This window comes from Streptomyces turgidiscabies Car8, assembly GCF_000331005.1.
GTDB lineage: Bacteria > Actinomycetota > Actinomycetes > Streptomycetales > Streptomycetaceae > Streptomyces > Streptomyces turgidiscabies.
This window is the reverse complement of the sequence record NZ_AEJB01000431.1, coordinates 1-12,753: the sequence shown is the minus strand read 5'-3', so window position 1 is coordinate 12,753 and position 12,753 is coordinate 1. Positions and strand designations below refer to the sequence as shown.

Annotated in this window: 10 protein-coding genes; 5 read left to right on the top strand and 5 right to left on the bottom strand. The window is 72.0% G+C overall.

Going from position 1 to position 12,753, the window contains the following annotated elements:
* Positions 1-41 precede the first annotated feature (41 nt).
* Together STRTUCAR8_RS31725 and STRTUCAR8_RS31720 are read right to left on the bottom strand one after the other, a co-directional pair.
* Positions 42-1,670 carry a S53 family peptidase gene (locus STRTUCAR8_RS31725; protein ID WP_006380264.1) on the bottom strand — a complete coding sequence of 543 codons (1,629 nt, stop codon included), beginning with the start codon at positions 1,668-1,670 and terminating at the stop codon, positions 42-44.
* A gap of 120 nt (positions 1,671-1,790) precedes the next feature.
* Positions 1,791-4,700, bottom strand: coding sequence for a helix-turn-helix transcriptional regulator (locus STRTUCAR8_RS31720; protein WP_044473241.1), 2,910 nt, complete (start codon positions 4,698-4,700; stop codon positions 1,791-1,793).
* A 465-nt stretch (positions 4,701-5,165) separates the two neighbouring features.
* Between STRTUCAR8_RS31720 and STRTUCAR8_RS31715 the strand changes: the two genes are divergently transcribed.
* The 3 genes from STRTUCAR8_RS31715 to STRTUCAR8_RS31705 all read left to right on the top strand — a co-directional run bounded on the left by STRTUCAR8_RS31715 (position 5,166) and on the right by STRTUCAR8_RS31705 (position 7,820).
* A complete protein-coding gene (locus tag STRTUCAR8_RS31715) occupies positions 5,166-5,963 on the top strand; it encodes a hypothetical protein (protein WP_006380263.1) in 798 nt (265 codons plus the stop codon).
* 354 nt (positions 5,964-6,317) lie between these two features.
* Positions 6,318-6,761 (top strand): hypothetical protein, encoded by a 444-nt coding sequence (locus STRTUCAR8_RS31710; protein WP_006380260.1) that lies wholly within the window; start codon positions 6,318-6,320, stop codon positions 6,759-6,761.
* A gap of 75 nt (positions 6,762-6,836) precedes the next feature.
* Positions 6,837-7,820: a hypothetical protein gene (locus STRTUCAR8_RS31705; protein WP_006380258.1), complete on the top strand. Its 984-nt coding sequence runs from the start codon at positions 6,837-6,839 to the stop codon at positions 7,818-7,820.
* 94 nt (positions 7,821-7,914) lie between these two features.
* Here STRTUCAR8_RS31705 and STRTUCAR8_RS31700 read toward each other — a convergent pair whose 3' ends face one another.
* Complete coding sequence (locus tag STRTUCAR8_RS31700; RefSeq protein WP_006380255.1) at positions 7,915-8,292, bottom strand: hypothetical protein; 378 nt, start codon at positions 8,290-8,292, stop codon at positions 7,915-7,917.
* Between the two features lie 264 nt (positions 8,293-8,556).
* Here STRTUCAR8_RS31700 and STRTUCAR8_RS31695 point away from each other — a divergent pair, with 264 nt between their 5' ends.
* Positions 8,557-9,486 (top strand): M23 family metallopeptidase, encoded by a 930-nt coding sequence (locus STRTUCAR8_RS31695; protein ID WP_006380259.1) that lies wholly within the window; start codon positions 8,557-8,559, stop codon positions 9,484-9,486.
* A gap of 7 nt (positions 9,487-9,493) precedes the next feature.
* Here the strand turns inward: STRTUCAR8_RS31695 and STRTUCAR8_RS31690 are convergent, their stop codons facing one another.
* Both STRTUCAR8_RS31690 and STRTUCAR8_RS31685 read right to left on the bottom strand, forming a co-directional pair.
* On the bottom strand, positions 9,494-11,074 hold the full coding sequence (locus STRTUCAR8_RS31690; RefSeq protein WP_100247719.1) for a serine/threonine-protein kinase: 1,581 nt from the start codon (positions 11,072-11,074) through the stop codon (positions 9,494-9,496).
* Positions 11,071-11,331 carry a hypothetical protein gene (locus STRTUCAR8_RS31685; protein ID WP_006380262.1) on the bottom strand — a complete coding sequence of 87 codons (261 nt, stop codon included), beginning with the start codon at positions 11,329-11,331 and terminating at the stop codon, positions 11,071-11,073. The genes STRTUCAR8_RS31690 and STRTUCAR8_RS31685 overlap by 4 nt, the downstream gene beginning before the upstream one ends.
* Positions 11,332-11,714: 383 nt before the next feature.
* Between STRTUCAR8_RS31685 and STRTUCAR8_RS31680 the strand changes: the two genes are divergently transcribed.
* The gene (locus STRTUCAR8_RS31680; protein WP_006380256.1) at positions 11,715-12,659 is read left to right on the top strand and encodes a LysR family transcriptional regulator; all 945 of its coding nucleotides are present in this window, start codon (positions 11,715-11,717) and stop codon (positions 12,657-12,659) included.
* The last annotated feature ends 94 nt before the right edge of the window (positions 12,660-12,753 follow it).

Here is a 12,753-nt window from a genome sequence, read left to right as displayed (position 1 = left end):
CGTCCCGTCGTTCAGGGGTGTCAGTCGGTCATTCAGCAGTGTCAGCCGAGCAGCTTGCTCGCCAGGGTCGCGGCGTTGTACGAGCCCCAGCCGGTGGTGAAGTCCCAGCCGGTGGCGGCGGAGTAGGCGCCGTTGCTGCCGCTGGTGATGTCGTGGAAGCCGGTGCCGCTCGCCGTGTAGAGGGCAGGGTTGGCGAAGCCGAGGTTGGCCTTGCCGGCCGCCTTGGCCTGCTGGTTGTAGAGCGCGGCGAACGCCGCCCACTCGGGCGCCGCGGCGCTGGTGCCGCCGACCGTGCCCCACGAGCCCTGGGAGTAGATCGAGACGCCGGGGCTGGGGTTGGCGTGCGCCGAGACGTCCGGGACCTGGCGGAAGCCGCCGCCGGCGGTCTTCTGCACCGCGGTCTGCCAGCTGGGGATCTTGAAGACGGAGGACTTGCCGCCCCCGCCGCCGGACCAGGCCACCTCCTTGCTGAAGGCGTTCGCCGAGGTGACGGTCAGCTTGGTGCCGCCGACGCCGGTGACGTACGGGTCGCTGGCCGGGTAGTCGACGGTGGTGGTGCCGTCGCCCGCGTCGTCGGAGCCGTCGTCGCCGGAGGCCGCGTAGAAGCCGAGACCCTGTGCGGCGCCGGCCTTGAAGACGGCGTCCACGGCGTTGATGTTGGAGGTGGTGCGGGCGCTCTCGGAGGCGCCCCAGCTGATCGACGTGGTCGGGATGCCGCTGTCGACGATCGCCTGGTAGGTGTCGACCTCACCGGCGTCGGAGTTGGGGCCCTCGAAGACGGTGACGTTCGCCTTGGGGGCGATGGCGTGCAGGACCTCGATGTCCAGCTCGACCTCGACCTGGCCGTCACCGAGCGCGCCGGAGCCGCCGTCGACCTTGGACACCGTCGGTGTGGGCGAACCCAGGCTGTAGTTGGTGTCGTACTTGGTGATGTTGGCCTGCTGGAAGCCGTCGAACTCCAGCAGCGCGATCTTCTGGCCGCTGCCGGTGTACGTACCGGACACGTTGTAGCCGCCCTTGAGCTGGGCCGGGGTGTAGCCGCCGCCCGGGCCGTTGCGGGGGGCGACACGAGAGGACGACTGGTGGTGCAGCTGGGTGCGGTTGTTGAGGCCGGCGACGTCGCTCACCAGGGCGGCGACGGCCGAGGGCAGGGTCGGCGCGGCGTCGTTGGCGTAGAAGGAGCGACCCGACGACGCGTCCTTCCAGGTCGACAGCCTGGTGCCGAAGGCCTTCTCCAGCTGGGCGGCGGTGCCGCTCGCGTCGACGAGCAGGTTGCCCGAGTGCACCTTGCCGACGGTGAGCCCCTGGGCCCGCAGGTAGTCCTTGAGCTGCTTGACCTCGGCGTCGGTCCGGCCGAAGCGTGCGGCGAACTGGCCCTTCGTCAGGTAGTGGCCGTAGGAACTCGACCGGGGGTCGCTGACCTTGGTGACGAAGGTGTCGAGCGCACGGTCGTTTCTGGGGGCCAGGCTGATCGCCACCGATATCCGCTTCCCTGCGGCGAGCTTGCCGGTCCGGGTCGCGCTCCTGCCCAGGCCCTTGAGGACGTCTCCGGTGACAGCGGCGCGCGTCGCGTGCGGCTGGGCGACGTTGGCCGCGTAGGCGGTGGGGACGGCGGCGGCGAGCAGCACCGGTGCGGCGACCAGACCGAGCAGTTTCAGGCGTGACTTCACTGAGGTCCTCCGGAGAGTGGGGGCGTGTCCCGGAAGCGGAACGCCTTCACCGTAGGAACGGCGGCCCCACCCCCGTAAGCGGGGGAACCCTTGCTCTACGTGTTAACTGCACATGTCATGTCAACGGCGTGTGTCGGATGCCCGGGCCGTCCGGATCCGGCCGGGCTGACTCACCGTCACTCCCTGGGGCACCGAGGTGACTTGGTCGTCGTCTCCGTACGTCACGGCAGCGCCAGAGGCGAGGACGGCGACCGCCATGGCGTGGGCGAGCGCGGTGCGCGAGCGGACCCCGAGCTTGCGGTAGACCCGGGAGAGGGCGCCCTCCACCGTCTTGACGCTGATGAACAGCTTCGCGGCGACTTCCCTGTTGGTGGCCCCGCCGCCGACCAGTTCGGCGATCCTGGCCTCGGTCGGGGTGAGTTCGGGTTCGCCCGTGCCTGTCTCGCCGCCGCGGTCCCTGGCGTCCAGCCGCGCCAGCTCGTCCCAGGCCCGTGCCGCCAGCGGAGCGGCGCCGATCCGCTTCGCGGTGTCCAGCGCCTCGTGGAGGACCGTTCGCGCCGCGCTTCTGCGCCGCGAGCGGCGTTCGACCGTACCGAGGGCGATCAGGGTGCGGACCAGGTCGACGGGCAACGGGAGCCGGCGCAGCCGGTCCACGGCGCGACGCAGGTGCAGCGCCCCTTCCTTCGCCCGGCCGAGCGCCGCCTCACGCAGGCCCTCCGCCCGTTCCAGAGCCGCCAGTACGCTGCCGGGCGCGTCGGCGGACAGCAGTGCGCGGGCGTCGTGGAGCACGGCCCCGGCCGTATCCGTCTCGCCCAGGAGGACCAGGGCCTCGGCCAGATCCGCGTACCAGTGCAGCAGCGGCGGGTCGGCCGCGCACATCGTCTCGCCGAGCCGCTTGACGCGTCCCAGCACCTCGACCGCGGCGGCGGCACCTCGCGGGTCGCCGGCGAGCAGCTCGGCCTCGCCTAGGACCGCCAGCGCGCGCAGCAGGAACAGCCGGTCGCCGTCCGCCTCCGAGGCGCGTACCGCCTGCTCGGCGAGGGACCGGGCCTCGTCCGCGCTGCCGCCCGCCGTCGCCGCGAGAGCCGCCACGTAGAGCGCCGGAGCGGCCAGTACGCCGGACCCGGCCAGGATGTCCGAGCAGTGGGCGGCGGTGCGCAGTGCCTCTCGGCAGTGCCCGGCGCGCACCTGGATACGGGTCAGCGCGACCAGGGTCGCCATGACCTCCTCCACCCCCGCGAAGTCGCCGATCTCCGCCAGCAGCCGGGTGACCCGCTCCCCCGCGTCGGTGACGTGGTCGGAGTCCAGGGCGAGAATCGCCCGCATCCGGATCAGTCCCCAGCTCTCCGGGCCGGCGTCGGCGCCGCCGGTCAGCGCGAGCGCCTCCTCCAGGGCGGCGTCGGCGGTGACCGTTTCGCCCGCCAGGGATCGCACCCGGGCGAGGGTGGCGAGGGCCCCGATCCTGGTGTCCGTGTCACCGGCCAGCTGCGCCTGCCGGGCGGCGAGCCGGGCGTGCCGGGCCGCGTCCGTCAACTCCCCGCACAGCAGGCCCCGTACGGCCGCCCAGTAGTGCAGCCAGGCTTCCGCCCCGGGGTCGCCGGCTGCGTCCCTCAGTCCCTCCTCGATCAGGTCACGGGCGCCTTCCAGCGCCTGCCCGGCGTTGCGCAGCAGGATCACCCGGGCCCGCGCCCGCTGCCGTGCGGCACCCGATCCGGCGAGGACGGTTCCGGCCGCCTGTGCCGCTTCCTCCGACCGGCCGCCGTCGCAGGCGTATTCGGCGGCGGCGAGCAGTCGGTCGGCCCGGTCCTCGGTGCGGTCGGCGGGAGTGCGCAGGGCGGCGAGTGCGGCGAGCTCGAAGGCGGCTTCGGGTGTGCCGTCGCGGCGCGCCGACTCGGCGGCGGACATCAGTGTGCGGGCGTTGGTCTCGTCCTCGTACGGGTGGGCGAGGGCGAGGTGACGGGCCCGCTCCACCGGCTCGCTGACCGCGCGGGCCAGCAGAGTGTGCGCCGCACGACGGCCGTACTCCGGTGCGTCGGCGTACACGGCGGCCCGGACCACCGGATGCCGGAACCGTACGGTCCCGTCGGCGCCGGCCGTGGCGACGCCCAGCCGTTCGGCCTCCGCGAGGTCGTCGGCGGCCTCGGGGAGCCCGGCGGCGCGCAGGACGGTGAGGGTGGGGTGGGCTGCGGCGCTCGCGACCAGGAGGGTGCGCTGGGCCGTCGGCGGCAACGAGCGCGTACGGTCGAGGAGTTGGTCGCGCAGTCCCCGGGGCACCGGCAGCGGGCGCCCGAGACCGAGGGGTGCCGCGTCACGCGGGGCCGCACGGGCCAACTCCAGTGCGTACGACGGGTTTCCGGCGGCGGTGTCCTGGATCGCCCGCAGCACACTCGGCGGTGGCTCGGCGCCGATCACAGTACGCACGAGGTCGGCCAACTCGCCGTCGGCCAGGGGTGGCACGAGGAGTTCGAGGGTGTCCGGCGGGCAGCAGCGCGACCATTCGGGCCGCTCGACGTCGGCCACGCGCTCGGTGGCCAGCACCCGGATGTCGAGGCCCCCGACACGACGTACGGCGAAGGCGAGCACCTCCACCGTCGCTTCGTCGAGCCACTGGAGGCCGTCGACGACCAGCAGGACGGGGCCGGCGGCGGCGAGAGCGCGCAGTACGTCGAGGACGGCGACGCGCACCGCGAGCCGGCCGCGGCCGTCGGCGGGTTCCTCGCTGTGCAGCAGGGCCGCCCGCAGCGCCGCCCGGGGTTCGGGCGCCGGTGCCTCCAGGCGGCTCTCCGGCACCCCCGCGAACAGGTCGACGAGGCCGACAAAGGGAAGTCCGGCCTCCTCAGGGGCGGGCGAGCAGCGCAGCACCGTCCCGGAGGGCTGGGCGAGGACGGCCGAGGACGCAACGAGGGACGCCACGAGAGCGGACTTGCCGATCCCCGCGGGGCCGTGGAGGAGGACTCCCTGACGGCCTGCCAACTCGGCCCGGGCGGTGTCGAACAGCTCACGGCGACCGGTCACGGACGGTACGCCCATGGCGGCGGTCCGGCCTCGGCCGTGGCGCGGCAGCTCACGGGGCACTTGATCATGCGCTCATGACAACCCTGGTGGATTCGGCTTGTCAATCGTTCAACACGGCCCACGCGAAGGGCCGACCGGAGCCCATGCGTCACCTTTCCTCGCCCCCTGCGCGACGTGAACCGACCGATGAGGACGTTCCGGTGGACCTGTGTGGTGCGGCGCGGACGGGCGGAGGCTCACGTCGGACTCGGCTGCGCGCTTTCGCGAGCGGTAGGTGGTCGAGGCCGAACCCGCCGCGCGGGACCACGGATTGGAGGATGTGCGCGCCGCGCCGGACCGGCCAGTGCCGGGAGTTCGTGTTCGTCGCCCAGCGCTCGGAAACCGCCGTCCGAAAGCGGCCCCGCCGCCTCCGCGCCACCCGGGAGCCGACCGTACAATCCTCGCGACCAAATCGGGGGCGACATCAGCGGGGGAGTCCGCGTGGAAACGATCATCGTGCAGTTGCCCGGTACCGCCCAGTGGGGTGCGGACGAGACGGACAGTCCCGGACTGATCCACCTGGGGCCGGGGGAGATCGCGGACTTCGGCCGGGGCGGGACGGGGGTCCGTATCGTCCTCACCGATCCGGGGATCTCCCGCAGAGCCGGGCAGTTGGAAGCCGCGGAGGACTACTGGCGGCTGTCCAACTTCAGCCGCAGCGTGTCGTACGTGGTGGAGAACCTGGAGGGAGCCGGTGAGTACCTCACCGTCGCGCCGGGACGGCTCGGGGCGCCTGTGCCCTTCGAGTTCTCCCGCGTGGTGCTGCCCGCCCTGTCCGGCGACGCCACGTTCAAGGTGTTCGCACCCCAGCACGCCTATCTCGGCGAGCAGTCCGTGCCGGGCGGCGGCGCACAGACCGTTCACCCCTTCGCCCTGGACCCGACGTCGAAGTACTTCCGCGTCCTGGTGGCCCTGTGCGAGCCCAGGCTGCGCGACCCGTCCGACTCGGCGCTGCCCGGCGTCGGACAGATCGTGGAGCGGCTGCGGCCGCTGGAGTCCTACCGGGACCTGACACGCTCCGCGGTCAACTACCACATCGACTATCTCGCCTTCACCAAGCTGCGCCTGGACCTCGGCGAGGAGGCCACGACCGCGCCCGACGGCGGCCGTACCGGCGCCAAGCGGACCCGGCTCGCCTCCGTCGCCCTGCGCTTCGGTCTGGTACGCGAGGAGCACCTCAGCCTGTTGCCGCCGCGCGGAGCCGGCCGTCTCACTGCCACGCGGGAGGCCGACGCCTGACGACGCCCGTAGAACGGGACGACGAGCCGGAGGGGGACGGCCCACCCGGTCTCCCTCAGGGTGCGCATCAAGGAGGGGTGGCGGTGTCGCGGGGTCACGGAGGCCGCGCATCGTGAACCGGCCGTCGGAACCGAGGGCATCGGTGGCCCTGCCAGGGGGCGAGTGCGGTGTGGTCGGCGCTAAGTCGCAGTTCTTCCGGAGCAGCGTGGGGACGGCGGCCCGGCCCTGACAACTGTCAGGACGTGCCGTGCCGTTCCCGTCCTAGTGTCGAAGCCGACCGACACGGGGGAGGCTCGCGCGGGCGGCCGACCGCCGTCGAGACGCCCCCGTTCCGTACGCCAACGGAGGAACATCGTGACAACTGCACGTCGTACGGCGGGATCCATCGCGGTCGCCGCAGCCCTGATCGCCGGTAGCACCTTCCTGGCCACCGCGCCGGCTGCCGCGGAGGGGAAAGCCGCGTCCGGACAGGCCCGCGTCGCCAGCTGGGACGGCAACGTCTACCTCTACTACAGCGGCTCCAGCAACAGCTCCTGGAGCAAGTACGGCACCGCGGTCAACGACTTCGCGGGGCACACTTTCGCGGCCGGCGGCGAGGGCCACGGTCTGAGGGTGAAGAACAACGTGAATCGCGCCTGGAACAACGATCCGAGCTTCAGGGCCCGCATCTTCTACAACGAGAACCAGAACGCCAGCGGTGACGCTCCCTACGACGACGTCTGGCCCGGAGAGTCCCGCGCGCTCAACTCCGGTGTACAGAACAACAACGCCTCGCTCGGTTGGTACTACGCCGGCTGACGCCCGTCCGGGCCGCCCGCGCATCGTCGGGCGGCCCGCGCTGTCGCACCCGCACCCTGGAAGGGACACGGCACCATGTCGGCGCGAACAACGCACAGGACCCGGCGCTTCGGGACGGCGGTCATCCTGCTCGCGGTCACTGCGGGGTGCGCGCAGGGGCAGGCGGCGGAGCCGGCGTCGGCGCCCCCTCGGTCGGGACTGCCCACGGCTTCCGGGCCCCCACCGGTCATCGCGGTGCCGAAGATGCTCGATGTCAGTTCCCTGGTACTGCCCGTCGAGGCCTACCTGTTCACCGATCGCCAGGTCGGGCGCCTGTTCCGGGCCAAGGCGGTACTGACCGAGTCGTGCATGCGGCGCTTCGGCCATTCCTGGCCCGCCCCCACCGGCCCCATCCCGGAGACCGGCACACTGAACCCGGCCAACACGGCTCACCGGTACGGCATCACGGACGCGGCGAAGGCAGCACGCTACGGCTATCACCCGGTTCCCGGCTCAGTGCCGCCGCAGGTCAGGAACAAGCCCAGCATGCCGCAGCCTGCGCCGGAGGCGATGCTCGTCCTGCGCGGGTCGAACCCGGACGGCACACCGACGGGCACCGACTCGCGCGGTCGTCGGCTCCCGGCGGGCGGTTGCCAGAGCGAGGCGACAAAGGCGTTGTCCGGGGACCCGCAGAAGCTGGGGAACGCGGAACTCGTCAGCGCGGTCAACATCGGCAGCTACCGTGACTCACAACGCGACCCTCGTGTGGTGGCGGTCTTCCGTGCCTGGTCACGGTGTATGGAGCGACAAAACAGCGACTACACTTTCGCCGACCCGACCCGAACACCCGGCAAGGACCCCGAGTTCAAGGGGGTGACGGCCGGCCGGTCGGAAGTCGCGCTCGCGAGCACGGACGTGGCCTGCAAGCGGGAGACGAACGTCATCGGCGTCTGGTCGACGGTCGACGCGGCGTACCAGCGGCGGGCGATGGCTGAGAAACAACGGGAGTTCGCCGCCGTCAAGAAGGACATGCGTACGCAACTGGCCAACGCCGACCAGGCACTGGCCGGGCGCCGCTGACGGGCCCTGGGCCCGTGAACTGAGCCGCATCACACGCCACATGGGGCGGCCGGCACACCGGTCCGCCCCACAGGCGTGCGGTGGGTACGGTGCGTCAGCAGTCCGGGACTCCGGCGATCTTCTCGCCTCCTCGGATGTACAGGTTGTTCACCCAGGCCATGTCGCTGCCGGAGAACTCCATGACGGCGGTCCACCAGTTGTTGCTGCCGAGGGCCGGGTCGTGCACGGTCTGGCCCCGCTTCTGGCACAGGGCGTCCGCCCACCACTGCGAACGGACCGCGAGCCGCGGCGAGTCGGTGGTCGGCTGCTGGCGCAGGTTGACGTCGGTGGCCCAGATGTAGACGTCGGTGAGGGCCGGGTCACCGCTGTCGGCCGCGGCGGCCGGGGCCGCCTGGGCCGTGGTGGCGAGGCCGCCGACGGCGGGAGCGGTCACGGCGAAGGCCATGGCGGTACGGCTGATCAGTCGCTTCATGCGTCTGTCCCCCGAAGGACGAAGGTGAGGACGGTGTGGCTGCCGGAGAGAGTTCTGTTCCCGGTCCGCAGTGCCCCGATACGGCTGGGCTTGCCGACGTGCGGAACTGTAGGGAGACCTGGAACGCCGTGGTCCCTGACGCCTGTCAGGGACCACGGCCTCTCGGGCCTGCCTAGGGTGCGAGGCGAGGAGTACCCGGCTGGACAGGCTCGGTGGTTCCGCCCGGCTCCTCTCCCCGACCTGCTCGCAGCAAGGAAGGATTCCATGCACACATCCCGCGGCAGACGCGCCTTCGGGGCGCCGCTGCCCAAGCCCTTCGTCCTTGTCCTCGCGACCGTCCTAGCGGTGTTGGGGCTCTGGACCGCGTCCGGGGCGGCCCCGGCGGCCGCCGCTCCGTCACAGATGAGCGCGGGCGCCCGGCCCGACTTCCGGCTGCCCTTCGCCTGCGGCCAGACCTGGGAGCTGAAGACGTACCTGGGACACTCACCCGACGACAAGAAGCTCGACATGTACCGCGTCGGCGGGCAGAGCCTCGGCTCATCGGTCGTCGCCTCGGCCGCCGGCACCGTCACCCAGCGCTTCGAACCCGGCGGCCTGGAGATCAACCACGGCGGCGGCTGGTTCTCCGTGTATCTGCACATGGACAGCATCGGCGTGACTCTGGGCCAGCAGGTCTCCTCGGGCACGCCCCTCGGCAGGCTCGCACTGGTCGGGACAGAGTCGGCCCACCTGCACTACGAGCAGCTGTACGACAGCAACGGCGACAACGACGGCGAGACGAACGAAATGGTGTACCCGGTGATCCAGAACACCGAGTACCGCCTCTCCCCCTCCGGGCCGTTCCCCAACGTGACCAGCACCAACGCATGCGGCGGCACCCCCACTCCGGAGCGGTTCTGGGTGGACACCTTCGCCGACGCCCCCGGCTACGCGGCCGTCGACTGCGTCGGCGACACCAGCCCCCGCTGCGCGGTCCAGGGCAAGCTGCTCAAGGGAACCAACTACGTCCTGTGCAAGAAGAAGGGCGCCGAGGTGCGCGTGGGCAGCTCCTTCAACCACTGGTGGCTGCTCACCGACCTCGACGAGGTGACGCCGGGCGGCTCGGGCCGCGCGTATGTCTCCGCGTACTACCTCCAGCGCTGGGGGAACAACGAGGCCAAGGACAACGACGGGCGCGACATCGATCTCTGCTGACCCCGGGTCAGCTCGGAGAGGGCTGGGCCGGGCACTCCGCCAGTGCCGGACGATCCTTCGTCCGCACCGCCGGCAGCCAGGCCGTGGTCCGGCCCTTCTCCGCCGTGAGACGCACCCTGTACCACCGCACCGAGCGCGTGCCCGCCTCGTCGGCGACCGGCATCCCCTGCGGGAACTGGCAGTCGGCGGTCAGGACGTCGCCGCCCCAGACCCTGGTCAGCACGACGTTGTCGATGTCGTACGGCAGCGAGGGGTCGATCGCGAGTCCGAGGCTGCACAGGTTGTGCCGCTCGCCGAGCCGGCGACACGACCGTTCGGCGTTGTACACCTCTATCCGCGCGCTCGCCACGACGCTCGCCGTCGCCCCGCCCCGCCCGGACGCGGCGCCGCTGCCCGGTGACCGCTCGTCGTCGTCGAGCTGGAGCCACCCGGCGGCGCCCACCCCGCCCGCGGCCACCGCCAGTGCGGCGGCTGCCAGTACCGTGCGCCTGCGCCGTGTTCCCGAAGGCGCCCCGGCCCGCTCCTGTTCGGCGCGGATACGGCCCAGCAGGCTCTCGGCGGTGTGCGCGGCCCGGTCGGTGTGGGCCGGACTGAGGCAGTCGGCCGCCAGCTCACGCCAGAAGGGCGGCATCCGCAGATCCATGCGCAGCGGTGCGCGTCCGTCGGCGTACTCCTGGGCGGCGGCTCCACGGGCCGCCGGTGTGGCTCCGGGGAAGGGCAGGACACCTCCGGTGAAGACCTGATGGATCATCACGCCGAGCGCCCAGATGTCGGTGCTCTGCCGTACCTGCACGCCCCGTTCGCCCAGCGACGCCTGCCGGCGTTCCGGCGGCAGGTAGTCGAGGGTGCCCAGGGGCGGTATGTAGGCGTGGGTGCCGGTCAGTTCGACCGAGAGTCCGAAATCCGCCAGCCGTGCCGATCCGTCCGCCATGAGCAGGACGTTGTCGGGCTTGAGGTCGCCGTGCACCCAGCCCAGTCCGTGCAGATGCGCCAGCCCTTCGCAGATTTCGGTGAGCAGCCGCGCTCCCTCCCGGACCGACAGCGGCTCTTCTCCGGACGGCGAGGAGCCGGACCGGCCGTCGGCGGACGAAGCTTCCAGCCGTTCGCGCAGGCTTCGTTCGGCCCGCTCCATGACGAGCACCACGGCTCCGTCGAAGGCCGAACCGGCGGCCTCTCCGAGCGTGATGGAGTCGAAGAGCCGGATGAGCCGGGGGTGCCGGTTACGCCGGCTGAACTCGGTCTCGCGCCGCCCGGTCTCCACCAGTCCACGCGCCTGACGCGGCGCGAGCCCGGCCGTGGGCAGGAACTTGAGCGCGACCTCCGTCGGCGCCGTCTCCCCGTGCGCAGCCGTTCCGTTCCCGACGTCACCGGCGCTCCCGGCATCACCGGCGTCACTGGTGTTCCCTACGTCACCGGTGTTCCGGCTGTTCCCGGCGTCTCCACTGTCCACGGCGTCGCCGCCGTCAGGAGCGTCGGCGCGCCTGGCCGCGTACACCGTCCCCCATCCACCGGCCCCGATCAGGTCGGTGACCTCCCACTCGCCGACCCGGTAGCCGCGCGGGACCACCTCCACGGATCCGCTGTTCACTCTCCCGCCACCCCCGTCCGACCGCTCATGCCGAGGTGACCGGGGTTGCTCGACTGCCCGTGGTCCTCCGTCGCCCGGATCCCTCGCGCGAGCCGGGAGACCGCCGGATGGGCGGCCCGCAGATCGACGGGAACGGACACGGAGCCGCGGCCGAAACGGACGACGCCCCCACGACCGAGCCGAAGGCTCACCGGTTCCGACGGGGGCGGGGGCGCCGTCCTCCCGTCCGACGGCAGGTGAACCAGTACGCCGTTCATGCTCTCTTTCTCCTCCTCGTGTTCCTGGTGCCCTTCGTCCCTGTCCGGACCGAACGCCGCTCCAGGGCTGTGGGGTTCGGGCCGGCCGGGCGCGGAGCTCCGAGGCTGTGTGGTCGGTCGATCGGAGGTCCGCGGCGCACCGAGGGCGCTCCGGATCCTAAGAGGCGACGGCGACGGCGCTGGTTCCCGGCCGTGGGACACGGTCACGTGCGGTCCCCTCTGATCCCCTGCGACGACCGCGTGCGGCGGTGTCCGGCGGCCCCGAGCCAGGATGGTCGGTCCGGCGACCAGGGCAGCGATCAGAACACTCACACGACAGCACCCTCGTTGTCATGGGCTCAGGCATGCGAAATCTCAACCCGTCGATAAGGTAATCCTCATGAATGAGGAAACGGGCAACTGTCATAGCCGGTAACGGATCCGAGCGGCCTGCCGAACCGAGCGTCCATCAGTTGCGCCTGTTCGTGGTGCTCAGTGAGGAGCTTCATTTCCGGCGCGCCGCCGCACTTCTGTTCATCACGCAGTCCGCGCTCAGCCAGCAGATCCGGGACCTGGAACAGCGCCTGGGAGTAAGGCTGTTCGACCGCACCAGCCGGGCCGTCGCGCTCACCGTCGCCGGCCGGGCCCTGCTCCCCGAGGCGCGCGCGGCCGTCGACGCCGTCGCCCGGGTGCGCAGGACGGCCGACGCCCAGGCGCGTCAGCTCTCCGGTCGGCTCGTCGTGGGAACCATCGGGGCCGAGGCCGCCATGCCGCACACCCGCGCCGTCCTGGGCGCGCTGCGGGACCGGCACCCCCGGATGACACCGCAGGTGGTCAGCCTCAACTTCGCCGACCACTTCGCCGCTCTCCTCCGGCAGGAGGTCGACGTGATGTTCCTCCGGCCCCCCGTCCCGGCGGGCATAGAGGTGCGCCGGCTCGCCACCGAGCCCCGCGTGGCCTGCCTTCCCGCGAGCGATCCGCTGGCCTCGCTGCCCAGCGTCTCCCTGGCGCAGCTCGCCGGCCGGCCCGTGGTCGCCATGCCCGAGAAGGTGCCGCGGGTGTGGTGGGACTTCTGGGCGGTGGACCCGCGCCCCGACGGCAGCCCCGTGCGGTACGGGCCGGTGGCCACCGACATGGAGTCCCTGCTGCACGCCGTGGCCGGCGGAGAGGCGATGTGCTTCCTCCCCGCAGCCGCACGCGACTTGTTCCCCCGCCCCGGCATCCGCTACCTCGACGTCACCGATCTCGAACCCTGCAGTGCCGCCCTGGCCTGGCTCGCCGAGAGACGCGACGAACCGACCATCGCCGCCGTACGGGAGGCGGCCCACACCGTTCTCCGAGGCGGGTGAGATGCGGGAGGAATCCCCGGCAGATCCTCGGCCGAATTCCCGACCGGATCCCCCACCGGTCCCCTGTCCGGGACCCGAAAAACCATCAGGGGCC